This is a genomic window from Lentzea nigeriaca (genome assembly GCF_016907955.1).
Lineage (GTDB): Bacteria > Actinomycetota > Actinomycetes > Mycobacteriales > Pseudonocardiaceae > Lentzea > Lentzea nigeriaca.
In genome coordinates this window covers 52,115-71,182 of sequence record NZ_JAFBCX010000016.1, presented here as the reverse complement: position 1 = coordinate 71,182, position 19,068 = coordinate 52,115, and the positions used below count along the sequence as shown (strand labels likewise).

12 protein-coding genes and 2 pseudogenes are annotated in these 19,068 nt (G+C 67.4%); 6 read left to right on the top strand and 8 right to left on the bottom strand.

Annotation, left to right across the window (positions count from 1 at the left end):
* The first annotated feature begins 34 nt into the window (after window positions 1-34).
* The 3 genes and pseudogenes from JOD27_RS36370 to JOD27_RS36360 all read left to right on the top strand — a co-directional run bounded on the left by JOD27_RS36370 (window position 35) and on the right by JOD27_RS36360 (window position 4,469).
* Window positions 35-1,168, top strand: coding sequence for a glycoside hydrolase family 88/105 protein (locus JOD27_RS36370; RefSeq protein WP_372441784.1), 1,134 nt, complete (start codon window positions 35-37; stop codon window positions 1,166-1,168).
* Between the two features lie 489 nt (window positions 1,169-1,657).
* Window positions 1,658-2,758, top strand: a pseudogene (locus tag JOD27_RS36365) (CAP domain-containing protein); the annotation flags it as partial.
* A gap of 415 nt (window positions 2,759-3,173) precedes the next feature.
* Entirely contained in the window at window positions 3,174-4,469 is a 1,296-nt protein-coding gene (locus JOD27_RS36360) for an amino acid permease (RefSeq protein WP_239570574.1), read from the top strand.
* On the opposite strand, the gene JOD27_RS36355 is transcribed toward JOD27_RS36360, so the two are convergent.
* Window positions 4,423-6,414 (bottom strand): NPCBM/NEW2 domain-containing protein, encoded by a 1,992-nt coding sequence (locus JOD27_RS36355; RefSeq protein ID WP_307830536.1) that lies wholly within the window; start codon window positions 6,412-6,414, stop codon window positions 4,423-4,425. The genes JOD27_RS36360 and JOD27_RS36355 overlap by 47 nt on opposite strands.
* Window positions 6,411-9,218 carry a glycosyl hydrolase family 95 catalytic domain-containing protein gene (locus JOD27_RS36350; RefSeq protein ID WP_204766874.1) on the bottom strand — a complete coding sequence of 936 codons (2,808 nt, stop codon included), beginning with the start codon at window positions 9,216-9,218 and terminating at the stop codon, window positions 6,411-6,413. Before JOD27_RS36350 ends, JOD27_RS36355 begins: the two co-directional genes overlap by 4 nt.
* A 135-nt stretch (window positions 9,219-9,353) precedes the next feature.
* Here JOD27_RS36350 and JOD27_RS36345 point away from each other — a divergent pair, with 135 nt between their 5' ends.
* Window positions 9,354-10,538, top strand: a complete 1,185-nt coding sequence (locus JOD27_RS36345) for a cytochrome P450 (RefSeq protein ID WP_204766873.1) — start codon at window positions 9,354-9,356, stop codon at window positions 10,536-10,538.
* Here JOD27_RS36345 and JOD27_RS36340 read toward each other — a convergent pair.
* The 4 genes from JOD27_RS36340 to JOD27_RS36325 all read right to left on the bottom strand — a co-directional run bounded on the left by JOD27_RS36340 (window position 10,528) and on the right by JOD27_RS36325 (window position 12,411).
* On the bottom strand, window positions 10,528-10,785 hold the full coding sequence (locus JOD27_RS36340) for a hypothetical protein (protein WP_204766872.1): 258 nt from the start codon (window positions 10,783-10,785) through the stop codon (window positions 10,528-10,530). The genes JOD27_RS36345 and JOD27_RS36340 overlap by 11 nt on opposite strands.
* A gap of 187 nt (window positions 10,786-10,972) precedes the next feature.
* A complete protein-coding gene (locus JOD27_RS36335) occupies window positions 10,973-11,230 on the bottom strand; it encodes a helix-turn-helix domain-containing protein (RefSeq protein WP_204766871.1) in 258 nt (85 codons plus the stop codon).
* A 397-nt stretch (window positions 11,231-11,627) separates the two neighbouring features.
* Window positions 11,628-12,254 (bottom strand): UdgX family uracil-DNA binding protein, encoded by a 627-nt coding sequence (locus JOD27_RS36330; RefSeq protein WP_204766870.1) that lies wholly within the window; start codon window positions 12,252-12,254, stop codon window positions 11,628-11,630.
* Window positions 12,232-12,411 (bottom strand): CsbD family protein, encoded by a 180-nt coding sequence (locus tag JOD27_RS36325; protein WP_112226137.1) that lies wholly within the window; start codon window positions 12,409-12,411, stop codon window positions 12,232-12,234. The genes JOD27_RS36330 and JOD27_RS36325 overlap by 23 nt, the downstream gene beginning before the upstream one ends.
* 216 nt (window positions 12,412-12,627) lie before the next feature.
* Between JOD27_RS36325 and JOD27_RS36320 the strand changes: the two genes are divergently transcribed.
* Window positions 12,628-12,972 carry an ANTAR domain-containing protein gene (locus JOD27_RS36320; protein ID WP_204766869.1) on the top strand — a complete coding sequence of 115 codons (345 nt, stop codon included), beginning with the start codon at window positions 12,628-12,630 and terminating at the stop codon, window positions 12,970-12,972.
* Here JOD27_RS36320 and treZ read toward each other — a convergent pair.
* Window positions 12,891-14,564 (bottom strand): malto-oligosyltrehalose trehalohydrolase, encoded by a 1,674-nt coding sequence (treZ, locus tag JOD27_RS36315; protein ID WP_204766868.1) that lies wholly within the window; start codon window positions 14,562-14,564, stop codon window positions 12,891-12,893. The genes JOD27_RS36320 and treZ overlap by 82 nt on opposite strands.
* A gap of 73 nt (window positions 14,565-14,637) precedes the next feature.
* A complete protein-coding gene (locus JOD27_RS45470) occupies window positions 14,638-16,437 on the bottom strand; it encodes a trypsin-like serine protease (protein ID WP_307830535.1) in 1,800 nt (599 codons plus the stop codon).
* A 398-nt stretch (window positions 16,438-16,835) separates the two neighbouring features.
* Between JOD27_RS45470 and JOD27_RS36305 the strand changes: the two are divergent.
* Window positions 16,836-19,046, top strand: a pseudogene (locus tag JOD27_RS36305) (tetratricopeptide repeat protein); the annotation flags it as partial.
* Window positions 19,047-19,068: the final 22 nt, after the last annotated feature.

Genomic DNA, 19,068 nt, shown 5'->3' with positions numbered 1-19,068 from the left:
GCCTCCGCCGCATGAGCAAGTAGGAGGAGCACTAGTGAGGACAGCTCGTTTCTTAGGCATTCTCGCGATCTCGTTGGCGCTCATCGCCCCGACGAACGCCACCGCCGCCCCACCGGCCGACTGGTCCAAGGCCGTCGTCGACTCGACGATGAAACGCTTCACGCCGGACAAGCTGGGAGGCTGGGGCTACACGCGCGGCCTGTACCTGTACGGCCAATATCTGGTCTACAAGCGCACAGGCGACAAGAAGTACCTCGACTACATCAAGGCCTGGGTGGACCGCTTCGTCAAGTCCGACGGCAGCATCGACAACGGCTTCAGCAACCTCGACGCCATGCGCTCCGCCACGCTCTTCGTGATCCTGCACCAGGAAACGGGCCAGGCGAAGTACAAGAAGGCCGCCGACAAGCTCCGCGCCCGCTTCACCACCTACCCGCGCACCGCCGACGGCGGCATGTTCCACGCCACCAGCAAGGTCGGCCAGCTGTGGGCAGACGGCGTCTACATGGCCCAGCCCTTCATCGCCATGTACGCCAAGGCCTACAACGATCCCTACGGCTACGACGAGGCCGTCCGCAACATGAAGACCTACTTCACCCACCTGAAGTCGGACGACGGCCTGCTCTGGCACGCCTACGACGCGGACGGCTCGGAATCCTGGGCCAAGAACCCAGGCAAGCACTCGTCCGAACACTGGGCCCGAGCCATCGGCTGGTTCGGCATGACAGCGATCGACCTGCTGGAGATCCTGCCCGCCGACCACCCCGGTAGGACGGACCTCATCAGCATCGTGAAGCACCTGGCCATCGGCTACACCCGCTACCAGGACGCCACCACGGGCCGCTGGTGCCAGATCGTCGACAAGTGCTCGAACCCGAAGAACTGGACCGAAACCTCAGCCTCGTCGATGTACACCTTCATGCTCTCGCGCGGCGCAGAACGCGGCTACATCGACGCGTCCTACAAGGCCGTCGCGGCAAAGGGCTACCAGGGAGTCCTGGCCAAGGCGTCGGTCGGCTCGGACGGCCTGACCAACATCAAGGACATCTCCGAGGGCACCAACGTCGGCAACGCCGACTACTACTACGCCCGTCCACGAAACACGAACGACTTCCACGGCCTGGGCGCTTTCCTAATCATGAACGAACAGCTGACCCGCACGACTTAGTCCTCCGGCCGCGAGGGAGTCTCTTCGGTCGACTCCCTCGCGCACGGCCGATGGGCTCTTCTAGTCGTACCCGCGAATGTGGCCGTCCTCGTCAGCGAGAATTTCGTGGCGCTCCATGTCCGGCTCCTTCCGTCGTGGCTGACATCACAAAGGTAGAGCCCCGACGACGTCCTGTGGAGTGAATTTGGACAGCAACCGGGGTATCACTCACGAACCCAAGGGGGTCGTAGGGGTGACCCCCGCCACACGCCCAGCGTGTGACACGCACCACACCCTCAGGCTGCCCAACGGCTACACAGAGCCAATCAAGACGCCAATTTCCCCCCAAAGGGTTGCCGTCATTACTCCACTTGGGGGTCAAATCCGGTCCTGCAGGTCCTGCTCACCGTGACCGCCGCGGCCACCTCCTGGTCGCTCCGGCCGCTCGTGCCCTGGCCGCCGACCCGGTGGCCAAGACCGTAGAACTGCTCAACGCCCCACCGCGCAAAGCACGGCGCCGCACCTCTCGCCCTCGATTCCGAGGTGAGCCGAACAGCCCAGGAATGGGCAGACCATCTGCACGACGCAGACGGTTTCGAACACCGTCCGGACAACCTCTACGGCGAGAACCTCTACTGGACCGGCAGCACCAGGCGATCGCCCGGCACAGTCGCCACAAACGCACTGCAAAAGTGGTACGCCGAATCCACCGACTACGACTACACCCGCGAGATGACGCCGGACAACATCAACTACGACGTTCCTCCACTTCACCGCCATGGTGCGGATGTCCTCCGACAGAATGGGCGTGGCCTGAAGCAGGGCTCCGACGGCACCTACGTGGCGGAGCCGAGTCTGCTTTGGCGTGCATCTCCCGGCTGGCGGTCGGAGGGGTTGAGTGGCGCGTTGGGTCTGGCGGGGGCGTTGGGTCTGGTGGGGGCCGCGTTGGGTTCGGGCGGCTTCGCCGACCCGGCGCATGCCCTCCTTCGTCGGGCACGTGCCGGACCGAGTTCTGTGGCCGGGTTGCGTAGATGGTTGCGGGGCGAGGATCCGCAGACCCTGCACCTGGTGATAGGCGACTTGTTTCTCGTGATAGGCGAGAGCATCGAGAACCTCGACGACATCCATACCCCCAATTCTATTCGAGATCAAAACAGAAAAGGGCGATCAGGGCTACACCATCGAGTGAAAACCGCAGGTCACACGCCGACTATGGCACCGTATGGCACCCATCTCTGTCGACAACTAGCAACCATGCACGCAACCGGAAAACAAACAAAGCAAGACGGCCACGACCCGCAACCACCTACGAAAACCGGCCACGGAAATTCGGTCCGGCACACACCCGACGGAGGAGGGCGTGTGCCGGGTCGGCGAAGCAGCAACGGCGGATGGAAGGCCGACCACCCTCACCTCAACCCGGCGGTCTCCGTGACCGCCCTCAAAGCCGCCACCACAGCCGAAAACGGCGGCAGAAACGGCTTCTCCACCGGCGCCTCCCCCAACCACCGCACACCACCACGATCAATCCGAGAGGGAGGCAACGGCACCAACGTCCCCAACCGATGCGTGAGCGCCCCGCGAGCCCGCAACCGAATCAGGTTGACCTGAGAAGCCGAATCACCAGACGCGGTGAGGATGAGCCACCGCCGGGAGGCGCCAGGCAGCACCACCACGGGCCCACCCAACATCCGAACCGCGAGGTAGTGCTGCACCTCCCCACCGATCCCAGCAGGAAGCTCCACAGCAGACACCTGGTGATCAGTGGTGAGCAGCAGCCGGTTCTCCGATCGCAGCACCAACCACCCCCACTCCAGGTACCGCTCAAGCGCACCAGAGAACGAGTCGAGCCGCGGCAAAGCTCTTTTAGGCGAGTTCATTGATCTCACCCCCACTAGGTCATAACCGTTGTAACCCCGATCACACGATTTGACTCTCCGCCGCCATGAATTCACTATCGGCCCGCCATCGGCACACTCGAACGGGGCTGGAGAGCGTGACCCACCTGCACCAACGCCATGTCACCATGATCGCTCTGGGAGGCGTGATCGGCGCCGGCCTCTTCGTGGGCACAGGCGCAGGCATAGCGCTGGCGGGCCCGGCTGTCCTCATCTCCTTCGGACTGGCAGGTCTCCTGGCCCTCTTCATCATGCGCATGCTCGGCGAAATGGCCGCAGAACACCCCAGCGGCGGCGCCTTCTCGGTACACGCCGAAAAGGCCTTGGGCCCGTGGGCAGGCTTCACGATCGGCTGGCTCTACTGGTCGACAGTAGGAGTGGTCCTGGCAGTAGAAGCCACCGGCGCAGCCAAGATCGCCGCGAGCTGGATCCCAGCAGTCCCCCAATGGACCTGGGTCCTGATCTTCATGTCAACACTCACAGCCATCAACCTCACCAACGTACGAAACTTCGGCGAGTTCGAGTTCTGGTTCGCAGGCCTGAAAATCGCGGCGATCGTCCTCTTCCTCACGCTGGGCACAGCAGCCATCGCCGGACTTGTCCCCACCGTCGACTCCCCAGGCCTGACCAACCTCACCCACTTCCTCCCCAACGGCTGGAGCGGCGTAGTAGCAGGCCTGCTGGCAGTGGTGTTCGCCTTCGGCGGGCTGGAGGTGGTCACCATCGCGGCAGCCGAAGCAGAAGACCCGAAGCACGCCATCGGAAAAGCCGTCCGCACCTCCATCACCAGGCTGCTCATCTTCTACCTGGGCTCGATGGCGGTGGTCGTCACGCTCCTCCCGTGGAACAACGCGGAAGTAGGCGCCAGCCCGTACGTGGCAGTGCTGAACCGCATCGGCATCCCCGCGGCAGGCCAGATCATGAACGCGGTCATCCTGATCGCCCTGCTGAGCGCCATCAACGCCACCCTGTACGGCGCCTCCCGCATGCTCTGCTCGCTGGCCGAACGCGGCGAAGCCCCGAAAGCGTTGCTGAACAGGAAGAACGGCGTCCCCGGCAACGCCGTCCTGGCCTCCGTCAGCTTCGGCTTCGTCTCGGTCATGCTGAACTACCTCTGGCCGGACACCGTCTTCCTGCTCCTCCTCAACGCCGTGGGCTCCTCACTGCTCATCGTCTGGGGCTTCATCGCGATCTCCCAGATCCGCCTGCGCCGCACCATCGAGAACCCGACGGTGAGGATGTGGGGCTACCCGTACCTGTCCTGGCTGACGCTGGCAGGCATCGTCGCCATCATCGGCCTGATGCTGAGCGACGAGCAGGCCCGCGGACAGATCCTGTCCACGGGCGTGCTCGTGGCCCTCATCGCGGCGACCGCGCTCAGCAGGACAGCTTCGCGCCGGCGAAGTCTCCGCGGTCGTACCTGACGCCGTCACCGCCGTCGTTCAGCACGAGCCGCAGGAACTTGGCTCCCTGCAACGATCCTGAGATCGACACCGCGTCGTCCTTCCACGTGCGCACGCCGCTGGACGCCACGCGGGTGCCGTCCGCCCAGATCTCGAAGATCGCCGAGCCCTGCTGGTTCACGTCACGTTCGTCGTCGATGCCGACATCGGAGGAGAACGACGTGCAACGCCCGCCCACGTACAGGATCAGCTCGGCGTTGGCGTGCGCGCCGAGCCCCTTCTCGTAGGTCTTGCCGTTGATGGTCAACGTCTTGCCGTCACCGCCGAGGTAGCCGCCGTTGGACCTGTCGCGCTCGACCGGTCCGTAACCGCTGCGTTCGGTGGTGAACGTGACGTCGCTCGCCCACAGCGAGGCACCCGACGGCGGCGCGACGGGCACCAGCACCGGAGAGGTCACCGGCCTGGTGAGAACCCCGTGTCCGACCCACGTGACGCCCAGCGCGCCGTTCAGGACGTGCGGACCCGGAACAACCCCGGAAGGCGGCGTGACCCGCCACTTGCTCTGCACCGACTGCGAGGTCAGCAACACAGGCGCGCGTTCCGAGGAGAGCTTCTCGACTTTCCACCCGGCGGGCGCGGTGAAGGAAGTCGAGGCGTCCAGCACCGGGATCGGCGCCTGGTTGGTCGCCGTCACGGTCGCCACGAACGGTTCACCGGCCGGGGTGATCGTGCTGGGAATTCCCTCGAACTGCGAGGCGATGTCCAGCGAGGTGTCGATCGCGGGCTCGTGGGTGAACCAGTCCTGCGACGCCTTCACCCGGAAGATGGCCGTGCCGTGCGGCGGCAGCGACGCCGAGACCTTGCCCGCGGACTGGAAGTTCTTGTGCTGCCACAGATCCCGCACGGTGTAGCCGACGCTGCGAGGCAGGCCCAGATCGCGGGCCGTCGTGGAGATCGTCGCGTTGACCTCGGACTCGTTGAACAGCGCCACCGCCCTGTCGCCGTTGGCCAACGGCTTCACGAACACCCAGTGCCCGTCCTTCTGGTAGATCACCTTGCCCTGGACGCCCAGCTTGTCCTGGTTGACCGCGATGATCTCCTTGTTGCGCAGGATGTCGAAGTGCTCCGGCGAGACCTTGCGCAGGTCCGCCCCGATCAGCAACGGCGCTGCCATGATCGACCACAGCGCGAAGTGGCTCTGGTACTCGGTCGTGGTCTGGCGGCCGTTGCCGACCTCGAGCATGTCCGGGTCGTTCCAGTGGCCTGGCCCCGCGTACTGATCCAACGGAGCGTTGAGCTTGAGGATCTCGACGGTCTTGGACCAGGTGTCGTTGATGTCACCGGTGGTGCGCCACAGGTGACCGACGCCCTTGCCCCACTCCCACGGCTTGTTCTGTCCCCACTCGCAGATCGAGTAGACGATCGGGCGGCCGGTCTTGCGCAACGCGTCCCGCATCTTCGTGTAGCGCTCGAGCGCAGGGCGCCCCTGGTTGTTGCAGTTGTCGTACTTGAGGTAGTCGACGCCCCAGTCCGCGAACGTCTGCGCGTCGATCTCCTCGTGGTCCAGCGCTCCCGGCATGGTCTTGGCGCACGTGAGAGTTCCAGCGCTCGTGTAGATGCCGAACTTGAGGCCACGGGCGTGGATGTAGTCGGCGAGCGCCTTCATTCCTCTGGGGAACCGGGTCGGGTGGTTGCGCAGCCGTCCCGTCTCGGGGTCGCGGGTGGCGTCGGCCCAGCAGTCGTCGACGTTCACGTACTGGTAGCCCGCGTCCTTCAACCCCTTGGACACGAAGATGTCCGCCATGTCGCGGATCATCTGCTCGTTGATGTCGCAGCCGGTGGTGTTCCAGTTGTTGAACCCCATCGGTGGCGTCAGCGCCAGCGTCGGGTCCGCCGCGACGGCGGGTGGTGCGGGTACGGTCACGGACGCCGCGACGAGCGCCAGCGCGGTGAGCAGTGATCTCACTTCGGCTTCTCCAGGGTGATCGCGAAGACGTGCAGGCGTGGCCCGCCCGTCTTGGGCAGGGTGACGGCGGAGAGCTCCTCGGCGGGATCGAGCTCGATCGTCTGGTGGAAGATCGACACCTGCTTCTGCACCGGCCCGCCAGGCGTGTGCATCAGCGTCGTGGCAACGGGTTCCGACTCACCGAACTGCGGCCGCTGCTGCCACGCCGTCACGCGGAACCGCGCGGTCGCCGAGCGTCCGGCATAGTTCACGGCGCCGTCCGCCTCGACGTTGCCGGTGTCGGCGGCCGCGAGCAGGTGCAGCTTCACGTACTTCCCTGCGGGGACCGCGAGTGTCTGGCCGTTGGCGACGACGTTGTTCTTGCTCGCCTCGTCGCCGTTGTGGAACTCGAACAGGATGCCGTCGTCGGTCACCGATCCCGTCTGCGGCAGCTGGGCGGCCGGGTAGGTGTTGCCGAGGCCGTCGAAGTTCCCGTCCTTGCTGGTGAACTCGTTGGAGAGGCCGTCGTTGTCGAACACCGCGCTGAGGTCCACCGCCACGGTGCTGCCACCGGGCGGCAACGCGGGCAGGCCCCACCGCCTGCCGGGTTCGGTGATCCGCACCGGCGCGATGGTGAAGTCACGCTCGCCCTTCGCGTGGATCAACGCTTCCTGGCCGCGCCGCAGCTGCAACTCGACGACGCCGTCCCGCACGCTCCACTGCGAGCAGCCCCGCACGCGCAGAGGTCCTTCGATGCCGGTGCGGATGCGGCACGGCTGACCGGCTTCGCTGTGCACGCGCACGAACCGCGTCCTGCCACCCCGCCGCACCGCGCTGACCAGGAACGCTCCTTCGGTTCTGGTGTCGTGGATCGTGACGTCCTGCCACACGGGCGGCACGGCCGGGAAGATCCGGATCAGCCCGCCCCAGCTCTGGAGCAGCATGTCCTGCAACGACTTCGCCGCGGAGAGGGGTGTCTCGATCACCGGGCCCGCCTCGAAGTACATCGTGTTGGGCTGAGCGAACCTGGCCACGAACTCCCGCAGGTGGCGCAGAGCCTCGTCGCCACGGGTCATCTGGGCCGCGATCGACGCGGCGCCGGTGAAGGTGAAGCCGCGCAACGACCCCTCGAAGCTCAGCCAGTGCCGCAACGAGCGTTCGATCAGGTCACGGCGTTCCGGCTGCTCCCAGTTGACCTCGTGCAGCGGGTAGACGGCGAGCAGGTGGGAGTAGTGCCGGTGCGACTTCGCGAACGGCACCCCGGCACCGATCATGAACCCGCCGGCGTCCACCGGATACTCGACGAGCTGGTCGAGCACCTCCTGCCACCGCGGCGCCAGCGGGTCGTCGATCTTGAGAATTTTGGCGCTGTCGATGAGGGTTCGGCACGACCACCGCAGCAGCGCGAGGTCGAAGTTGCAGTCCGGTGCCACGCCGTACTCGGGTGAGTAGGTGGGCAGCAGGTGCAGCTTGCCGTCGTTGCCCTTGCGCAGGAAGTGCAGGTAGTAGTTGGTGGATCTGCGCAGCACCGGGAAGACGATGTCCCTGAGGATCCGTTCGTCCATCGTGTGCCGATAGCTCAGCCATGCGTTGTGCAGCAGCCAAGGCAGGTTCCCGATCTCCGGATCCGGCGAGGGGTGCAGCGGCGAGCCGACGAACCCGGCATCCTGGAACGTCGGGTCGGTGCTGCGCCGCAACCCCATGGAGTCGGCGCGGAACTCCGGGCGCAGCGCGTCGATCAGGATCTGCTGGTTCTGCGAGATCGTGCGCGGGATCGGGTCGAGTTCGAGGTGGTTGGACGCGTGCACGGCCCAGTACTCGAGCTGGGCGTTGAGGTTGAACCACACCGAGGGCCACGGCGTCGGCTCCAGCCACGGCCCGGTGGTGGGCATGATCGGGGCCTCCGCGCGGGCACCGGACGCGAGCTTGTACAGCTGGATCCAGTAGAAGCTCTGCATCAACGCGTCCGGCACGGACACGAAGCTCTTGCGGTAGAAGCGATGCCACCACCGCTGGTGCTGATACCTCAGCACGTCCGGGATCGGCGCATTGCCGACGGTCTCCCGGACCGTCGCCTCCGCGGTGCGCTCCGGGAACGAATGATCCACCGACAGGAGCAACTCGGTGCGGCCGTGCAAACGCCTGATCCGATATGCCGTGGCGGTCTGGCCGCCCGCGACCATCTCCTGGGTGACGAGCGTCAGTCCGTTCTCGGTGCGGGTGACCGGCTTCGGATTGAGCGGCAACGTCGCGGGCGGCGGCTCGCGGATGATGCGCGGGCTCATCGCGTCCAGCGCCTGGAACTCGACCGTGCAGTCCTTCTCGCCGCTCGTCGGCCGCACTTCCAGGTGCAGCAACGACTTCTCGGCGTGCACGAACGCCCTGACCGCGAGCTCGCCCCGATCGGTGACGATCTTGCCGCGCAGCTCGGCGTTCCAGAGGTCGAGCCTGAGGTCGACCCCGGTGATCTTGCCTTGCGGCGTCAGCAGAACGCGCCCGACCGGCAGCCGCGCCACACCCCACTCGTTCCCGAACTGCGGCCGGTGGTCCTGGACCTTCGCGTGGTCGACGGTGAACCGGACGGCGTTCGCACCCGGCTCGCGGTAGACGGCCGTGGCCAGAAAACCGTTGCCCAGGAACGGTCCCTCGTACCAGGCACGCGGAATACGCTGCCATACCAGGTCTTGCTCGCCGAGGAACCGTTCCCAGTCGATCCTCGTCGTGCACCCTGCGCTGCCTGGGTCCGCGTTCGCCTTGGCAGGCAACGCCGTGAGCGCCGCCCCAGCCACAACCCCACCGAGCAGTCCGCGCCGCGACAGATCCACTCCAACACCCTTCGGGTTCGCGGCGGCTGCGAACAAAGATCGGAGGTGTACCTTCCAGCGCAGCCTAGGACGGCCCCCACAAGCGGTCAAGACCAGTCAAGCCTCGGATGAAACCGTTTACCAACGCTCTGGAGGATGCACGTGATTGCGCGTTCCTACCCGTTCGGCCCGGTGGACGGGCTCGAGATCGACCCGACGTACGGCCTGCTCCGCGACACCGAGCCGCTCGCCCGCGTCAAGCTCCCGCACGGCGAAGAAGGCTGGCTGCTCACCAGATACGACGACGTCCGCCTGGCGCTCGGCGATCCGCGGTTCAGCCTCGCGCAGGCCGCCGTCCGCGACACACCGCGGATGGGCCCGCAACGGATGGGCGCGATCCTCACCGACCTCGACCCGCCCGAGCACACCCGGTTGCGCCGGTTGCTGGCGCACGCGTTCACCGTCCGCCGCGTCGAACAGTTGCGGGCCAGTGCGGAACGCACGGCCGGTGAGCTGCTCGACGGCATGGAGAAGGCCGGTCCGCCTGCCGATCTGGTGACGGCGTACGCGGTTCCGTTGCCAGGACTGATGGTCTGCGATCTGCTCGGGGTGCCGTACGCCGACCGCGACCATTTCCAGGACCTCGCCGCCGCGTTCATGTCGATCACGGCGATGACCGACGAGGAGAAGATGGCGAGGCTGGGCGAGCTCGCGGCCTACCTCGCCGGGCTCGCGGGCCAACGGCGCGAGCACCAGGAAGACGACCTCATCAGCGCGTTGGTGGTGGCGCAGGAGGAAGGCGACCGGCTCACCGCGGAAGAACTGGTGCAGCTCACGGTGTTGCTGCTCGGCGCGGGGTACGACTCGACCGCCGCCCACATCGCCAACTCCGTGTACACGCTGCTGAAGTTCCCCGACCAGGCCGCCCTGCTCCGCGCGGACCCGGACCTGATGCCGTCCGCCGTCGAGGAGCTGCTGCGCTGGATCCCGGCCCAGGAGATCAGCGACATCCTGCCGCGCTATGCGCTGGAGGACGTGGAACTGAGCGGTGGCACCGTCCTCGCGGGCGAGCCCGTGCTGCTCGCCAAGCACGCCGCCAACCGCGACCCGCGCCAGTTCCCCGACCCGGACCGGTTCGACGTGACGCGCAACGCCAAGGGACACCTCACGTTCGGGCACGGTCCGCACCACTGCATCGGCGCGCAGCTCGCGCGGATGGACCTCCAGGTCGCGCTGACGGCGATCCTCGACCGGTTCCCCGGCCTGCGACTGGCCGGGGAACCGCGGTGGCGGACCGGGATGGCCATGCGGGGTCCGCTGGCCATGCCGGTCACCTGGTGACGTTCTTGAGCCGGACAGCGCGGTACTCGCTGTCCGGCTCGAGGCCGTACCCGAGCGGACGGTGGTCGGTGCCGAACCCGCCGCGCTGCTCGTAGGCCAGGTGGGATTTCCGTTCCCCAGTTTTCGCGGTTATCGACACATAACCAGAACAATCCTGCCGATAGCCGTCCTTCCGGTACTTCTCCATGCAGTACGGCACGCGGCCACCGTTGTTCGCGGTCGGCCACGACGCCGCGCGCTGCAGCATCTCAGCCCCTGCTGACCTGCTCCGCCGGTGCCGCGGGCACCGCAGGAAGCCCCCGACGGTGCGAACGCCAGGCACGCAGCGATCACCGCTGAAATGAATTTCAGAGGTTCACTTCAGGGATTTCCGGGTGGTACCGACTTTCGTTGTAACTCACCCGAGGTGAATCACCCACGATCGAGGGAGGCCCCTAAGCCGAGCGACTCTGCGGCGCCAGCACCTCGTTGATGGCGTCCAGCGAGATGCCCAGCGCACCCGCGAGCGCGGCGATGGTGAAGAACGACGGTGTGGGGGCACGTCCCGTCTCGATCTTGCGCACGGTCTCGGCCGACAACCCGGCACGGGCCGCGATCTCGACCATGCTCTCCTCGCCGCGGGCGTTCCGCAGCAACTGTCCGAGCCGCCTGCCGCGCTCCCGCTCCGTCGACGTCAGGGGAATGCGCACCATGTCTGCGGATTCTACGCGAAACGCGCAAGTCAGCGAGGGCAAGTGCTGTGCCCCCAACCCAGGCCGGCTATTGCGCGCCCAGTACGACACCGGGCGGCACCACGATGCGCCCGCCTGGACACGAAAGCAGGACGGCAGGGGTTGGGAGCACAGCACTTGAAAACTCCGTTGCGACGCCTGCGGATCACGACATAGGTTCGTCGTACACAAGAGAGGAGGTGGTCCAAAGTTGTATAGCTACAGGACTCGTGAGGTGGCTGTCCGCTAGGACCAGTCCTCGGTGACGCCTAGTCGTAAACCAAGGCAGCCACCCGGCCCCCGGACTTCGAGCGCTGGTCCCGCTCGGCCCGCTCACGCGGGAGTCGTCCGGGGGTTGTCCCGTTTCCACCGGGACTTCCTACAGCGACTTCCCCAGGGCTTTGAGATCGGCCACGAACGCCTCGTAGGCCTCGGCCCAGTTCTCCGCCCGCAGCACGGACGACGGGTGCACGGTCACCCCGATCTTCAACCCGTCCTGCTCCAGCACCTCGCCGCGGTGCTCGGTGAGCTTGAACGACGACCCCAGCAACGCCTTCGCCGCAACGGCCCCCAGGCACACGATCAGCCGTGGCTGCACGACCCTGATCTCCTCGCGCAGCCACGGGAAGCACGCCACCACCTCGGACCGCCGGGGCTGCTGGTGGATCCGGCGCTTCCCCCGTTCGGTGAACTTGAAGTGCTTCACCGCGTTGGTGAGATAGGCCTCGTCCCGCGCGATCTTCGCGGCGGCCAGCGCCTTGTCCAGCAACCGTCCCGCCGGGCCCACGAACACATGGCCCTCGACGTCCTCGCGGTCGCCTGGCTGCTCGCCGACCATCATCAGGGGCGCCGGCACCGGCCCCTCACCGAAGACGGTCTGCTTGGCGTCCTTGTAGAGCTCGCAACCACGGCACTCGCAGGCCGCGGAACGCAGCGCCGCCCAGCCCTTCCCCTCAGGGACGAACTGGGCGGCGCTGACGGTGCTACTTGTCCGAGCGGAAGGCATCCTTGACCTTCTCGCCGGCCTGCTTGATGTCGGCCTTCGCGCGCTCGGCGCGGCCCTCGGCCTGCCACTGCTCGTTGTCGGTGGCGTCGCCGACGGCCTCCTTGGCGCGCCCCTTCATCTCTTCAGCCTTGTTGCTGAGCTTGTCGTCGGCACCCATGGATCAGGCTCCTTCAGTACGTGGTCAGCTACGTCGATTGGTTACCCGGCGAGCACCGCCCGAAACAGTTGATAAGGTGATCACTCGCGGTTGAGAACCCAGCCGCAAGCCGATGAGACGGCTTGCTCTGGGTGTGTCCCGCCTTTTCGAGCGCTCCCGAGCCCGTCGTCTCACCGGCATGCCGCTGTGACCATGACGACGTGAAAGGAGCCGGCGGTGTCGTCCGCGAGAATCACCGCCCTCGAGGCCGAGGTGGCAGGGCTGCGCAAAGCTCTGGTGTCCCGGACCGTCATCGGGCAGGCCACGGGCCTGATCGCCGCACGCAAGCCCTGCACACCCCAGCAGGCGTTCGGGCTGCTGGTGCACGTGTCCCAGCACCACAACATCAAGCTGCACGTCGCCGCCGACCGGCTGGTGGCGGCGTTCGTGCACGCTCATCTGGGCAGGCCGGTGAAGCCGTCCGACCAGCTGTTGTGGGATCACGTCAACGCGACAACCGCGAACGACTCCGGTGAAACCGACGACGGGTTCGCCGAGGAGGTCAGCAACACCTCGCCGTGAGGCAGCGGGACGGGTGTCGTGCCGAGGTTCACCACCACGCGGGTCGTCCCGCGGTGCAGCACGAAGCACAGCCCGTCCTGCTCCACCGCGAACCTGTCCAGCCGCGGATCGGCGAGTTCCGGCCGGGAGCGCCGCAACGCGATCAGTGCCTTGTACGTCTCCAGCACCTTCGCGTGGTCACCCGTTCGCGCCTCGTCCCACCTGAGGCGCGAGTTCGCCACGGTGTGCGGTGACATCGGATCCGGCACGTCCGACTCGCCCCAGCCGTGCCGCGCGAACTCCCGCCGCCTGCCCGTGCGCACGGCCTCTGCCAGCTGCGGATCGGGGAACGACGCGAAGAACTGCCACGGCGTGCTCGCCGCCCACTCCTCCCCCATGAAGATCATGGGTGTGTACGGCGAGCAGAGCACGAACGCCGCAGCACACAACAACTTCCCGGTCGGCACGGTCGCCGGCAGCCGGTCACCGGTTGCCCGGTTGCCGATCTGGTCGTGGTTCTGCGTGTACGCGAGGAACCGGTGGCCGGGGATCAGCGCAGTGTCGACCGGTTTGCCGTGGTGCTTCTCGCGGAACGACGACCAGGTGCCCGCGTGGAAGAACACCTTCTCCAACGTGTTCTTGAGCGCGCCCGGTGCCGCGAAGTCCTCGTAGTAGCCGAAAGTCTCGCCGGTCAACGCCACGTGCAGGCAGTGGTGCAGATCGTCGGACCACTGCGCGTGCAGCCCGTAGCCACCGCCCTCGCGCGCTGTCACCAGCTTCGCGTCGTTGAGGTCGGACTCGGCGATGAGACTCAGCGGACGATTGAGTTTTGCCGAAAGCGCATCCACCTCGACCGCGAGCTCTTCGAGGATGTGCACCGCACGCCGGTCGGCCAACGCGTGCACCGCGTCGAGCCGAAGCCCGTCGACGTGGAAGTCCCCGAACCACTGCAGGGCGTTGTCGATCACGTACCGGCGGACCTCGTCGGAGTGCGGTCCGTCGAGGTTCAGCCCCGGCCCCCAGTCGTTGCGGCCGGCGAAGTACGGCCCGAACTTGTCCAGGTACGCCCCGGACGGCCCGAGGTGGTTGTAGACGACGTCGAGCAGCACCGCGAGGTTCCGCGCGTGGCAGGCGTCGACGAACCGCTTGAACCCGTCCGGGCCGCCGTAGGGCTCGTGCACGGCGCCCCACAGCACGCCGTCGTAACCCCAGCCCTCGACGCCGTCGAAGCTGTTGACCGGCATGACCTCGACGAACGTGATGCCGAGATCAACCAGGTGGTCGAGCTTCCCGATGGCCGCGTCGAACGTGCCTTCCGGCGTGAACGTGCCGATGTGCAGCTCGTAGATCACACCGCCCGGCAACGCCCGGCCGGTCCACGCGCCGTCCGTCCACTCGAACTCGTGCCGGTACACGCGGGACACCTCGTGCACCCCGTTGGGCTGCCACAGCGACCGCGGGTCCGGATACGCCTTGCCGTCGATGACGAACGCGTAGTCCGTCCCAACAGCGTCTGAGTGCCACCAGTCGCCGTCGCGCTTCATCTCGTGGTCGACGCCGTCGACGCGGACATGGACCTGCTCGGGCGTGGGAGCCCAGACCGAGAACGTCACCGCACACACGCTAGTACCTGTAACGCGGGGAGGGGCGGTGGCCGCGGCCACCGCCCCCTGCAGGGTGATCAGGTCACCAGGCCGTGCCACCCGCCGGGATCTCGGCGTAGGCGGCGAACCAGTCGTGCCACTTCACCGCCGTGCCCACGAACGAGGAGCTGTTCGAGGTCGCGACGTACACGTCGGCCGCGTCGCCGCGCGTGAACGTCACGACGTCGTCCTTGCCGTCACCGTTGAAGTCACCGGTTCCGGGGATCTCGCTGTACGCGGCGAACCAGTCGTGCCACTTCACCGCGGTACCCACGAACGACGACCCGTTCGAGGTGGCCACGTACACGTCCGCGGACGTGCCGCGGGTGAAGGTGGCGATGTCGTCCTTGCCGTCACCGTTGAAGTCGCCCACGGCCGGGAACTCGGCGCCCGCCGCGAACCAGTCGTGCCACTTGACCGCGGTACCCACGAACGAGGAGCCGTTCGACAGCGCTACGTACACGTCGGCCGAGCCGTCACGGGTGAAGGTTGCGATGTCCGCCTTGCCATCGCCGTTGAAGTCACCCACCAGTGGGATCTCGTTGTACGCGGCGAACCAGTCGTGCCACTTCACCGCGGTACCCACGAACGACGAACCGTTCGACAGCGCCACGTACACGTCCGCGGACCCGCCACGCGTGAACGTCGCGATGTCGTCCTTGCCGTCCCCGTTGAAGTCACCGACCGCAGGGATCTCGTTGTACGCGGCAAACCAGTCGTGCCACTTCACCGCCGTGCCCACGAACGACGAACCAGTCGACAACGCCACGTACACGTCCGCCGTGCTGCCACGGGTGAACGTCGCGATGTCGTCCTTGCCGTCCCCGTTGAAGTCACCGACCAGCGGCACCTCGTCGTAGGCGGCGAACCAGTCGTGCCACTTCACCGCCGTGCCGACGAACGACGAACCGTTCGACAGCGCCACGTACACGTCCGCCGAGCTGCCACGCGTGAACGTGACGATGTCGTCACGGCCGTCACCGTTGAAGTCGCCGGACTTGCTGGCGAAACCGTCGGCGAACGAGCCGGGGATGTTGGACCGCACCCAGTCGTTGGTCGACTGGTCGCCGATCCTCGTGTAGACGCCGGGCTTGTTCGGGCGGGCGCATCCGGTGCCCCACGACACGATGCCGACCTGCCGCCAGCCGCGCGCGGTGCCCGCGAGCAGCGGGCCGCCGGAGTCGCCCTGGCAGCTGTCCTTGCCGCCGGCCAGCGGGCCCGCGCCGAGCATCGTGTCCGCCTTGAACGTACTGCCGTAGGCGGCCGCGCTGGACATCGTCGAGTCCGGCTGGACGGGCACGTCGACCTCACGCAGGTCGTTGCTGCCCGCGCCGCCCTCGGACGTGGCGCCCCAGCCCATCGTGCGCACGGTGGCGTTCGGCATCCACGTGTCGCGCTCGGCCGAGGTCGCGATCTGCAGCGGCGCCTTGGTCGACGCCGAGCTGAGGCGCATCAGCGCGACGTCGAAGCCGCTGCCGCTGGCGCTCGTGTACTGCGGGTGGACCCGGATCTCGGCGACGGTGCGGACGTCGCCGCCCGAGCCGCCGGAGATCCGGGTCTGACCGATCAACGTGCTGAAGTTGGCGGCGGTGAGCCCGCTGACGCAGTGCGCCGCCGTCAGCACCCAGTTCGGGTCGATCAGCGTGCCACCGCACCAGTGGTCGAACACACCGGGCCGCGAGATGGACACCATCCACGGGTAGGCGTTCGTCGGCGAGACGTTGCCGCCGACGATCCTGGTGCTGGGCGGGTCGGTGTCATCCCCGTGAGCCTGCGCCGCCAGCCCCGCGGTCGCCAAGCTCACCGCGGCCATCACGGCCAGGGATCTCTTGATGAGTCTCACTTTTCGCGATTCCCCCTCGCTCTGTTGAGCTGTTCACCGCGGCCGACAGTGCCGACTGGCCCCTCCCCCGTCACCGTTCTCGACCAACTTCGACCACTGAGCGGTCTGGCCGGGTGACAGTCGCCGACGGCCTCAGTACGTTGAAACCCTCCTGGGGGGACGGGAGAAAACGGGTGGCCAGAGAGGAAAGAGGCGGGCCGGTGGGGGATCCTCCCGGACCGCAGGGGGCACGAACGTTCGAAGATCTGACCGGCCGGCTGCGTGCGTTGAAGTCGTGGGCGGGCGTGAGTTACCACGAGATCCATCGCCGGGTGGTGAGTTTCCGACGAGCCAGGAGGATCGCCGAACTTCCTTCCTACAACACGGTTTTCCGGTGTTTCCAGGCCGGGCGGGCACGCATGGACGTCGAACTAGTGGTGCACATCGCACGTGTGCTGCTGGGTGAGGACGACGCGAGAGCGGCCGAATGGCGGCTGGCGCACCAGGTGGTCACCGGGGTCGCGACCGAGGCCGAGATCGTGCGGGTGAGCGGCGCGCTGCCGGACGACGTCACCGACTTCACCGGCCGTGCCGCGGAGTTGGATCTGATCCTGACCGCCGCGGAGGCCGTCGTGATCGAGGGCATGGCGGGTGTCGGCAAGACGTTGCTCGCCACCCGTGCCGCACACTTGTTGCTGTGCCAAGGAAAGTATTCGGACGTGCAGCTCTCGGTGAACCTGCGCGGCTACGATCCCGAGCGGCCTCCCGCCGATCCCGCCGCGGTCCTGGACGGCTTCCTGCGACAGCTGGGCATGTCCGGCGACCGCATCCACGCCCTGGACCTCGCCGGCCGCAGCACGGCGTTCCGCAAGCTGCTGATCGGACGCAAAGCGTTGGTGCTGCTGGACAACGCGATGAGCGAGGACCAGGTGCGGCCGTTGCTGCCGGAGAGCCCCGACGCGTTGGTCCTGATCACCAGCCGCCGCGTGCTGCCGGGACTGCCGGGGACGCGCCTGAGCCTGACCGCGTTCGGCCAGGAAGAGGTGCTGGACCTGTTGCGCCGCAGGGCGGGCGCGGACCGCGTCGCCGCCGACGTGGAGACCGCCACCAGGATCGGCGAGCTGGTGGGCCGGCTACCACTGGCACTGGGCCTGGTCGCGGGCCTCATCGCCGATCGTCCTCATTGGACACTTGCCGACCACCTGCTCCGGCTGACCGAGCGGCACGAGCTCCGGCACCTGGACAGCGGCGTGGAGCTGGCCCTCGACCTGTCCTACCGCGCCCTGCCCGCCGGACACCAGCGCACGTTCCGGCTGACCGCGCTGCACCCCGGCCACGACTTCGACGCCGCGGCCGCCGCCGCGCTGGCCGGCGTCGATCGGGGCCTGGCACAACGCCACCTCGACGACCTGCTGACCGACCACCTCCTGCAGCTCAAGACGCCGTCCCGGTACGAGCTGCACGACCTGGTGCGCGTCTTCGCCGCCGCCCGCGTGGTCGACGAGGAACCGAAGTCCGCGCAACGCGAGGCCTTGACCCGCCTCTTCGACCACTACCTGCAGACGGCGGCGGCCGCGCGCAACACGCTCAACCCCGCCGAACGCCACGAGTGCGTCCCCGCCGCCTCCGTCACCGATGCCAGGGCGTGGCTGGAGGCAGAGCACACGAACCTGGTGGCGGTGGCCGACCACACCGCCCGGCACGGCTGGTACAGCCACACCGCGCGGCTCATGACGACGCTCGCGAGGCACCTGGACATGACCGGCCGGCACAACGACGCCATCACCCTCTACCAGCACGTGCTCAACACGGCCGACCGCCAGGGCCAGGGCGCCGCACTGCACAACCTCGGCCGCGTCCACTGGCGGCTGGGCGACCACGAGGCCTCACTCGACCACTTCGCGCGCGCCCTGGAGATCCACCACGACACCGGGAACCGCGCCGGCGAGGCCGCCGCGATCAACAACATGGGCAACGTGCACCAGCGGCTGGGCCACTACGACCTGGCCCTGCAGCTCTACCTGCGCGCACTGGCCCTGCGCCGGGAGCTCGGCGACCGCGTCGGCGAGGGCGCGACCCTCGGCAACGTCGGAATCATCTACCACCGCTTGGGCTACTACGACGAAGCTTTCGCCCACTACCGCCCGGCGCTCGCGATCCGCCGCGAGGTGCGCGACCGGGAGGGCGAGGGCGCGGTGCTCGCCAACATCGCCGAGACCCACCAGTGCCTGCAGCAGTGGAACGCCGCCCGCACCCACTACGAACAGGCGCTGGCGATCTTCGACGAGCTCGACGACCGTTCCAACCGCTCGTACGGCCTCGCGTACCTCGCCCAGGTCCTGCAGAAGCTGGGCTTCACGAAGCTGGCCGTCGAACACCACGAGGAGGCACTGGAGCTCGCCAGGGAGGTCGGCGAGCTCAGCGTGGAAACCGAGGCCCTCAACCGCTACGGCGAAACCCTGACCGCCCTCGGCCGCCCCGCCTCCGCCCGCCCGTACCACGAGCGGGCCCTCGAACTGGCCTCGCAGACCGGCATCCGGTACGAGCGGGCCCGCGCCCTCGACGGCCTCGCCGCCGCCCTGTCCCGCACGGGCCGCCACAAGGAGGCGTTGCGTCACCGCACCGAGGCGCTGGCCCTGTTCGCCGAGCTGA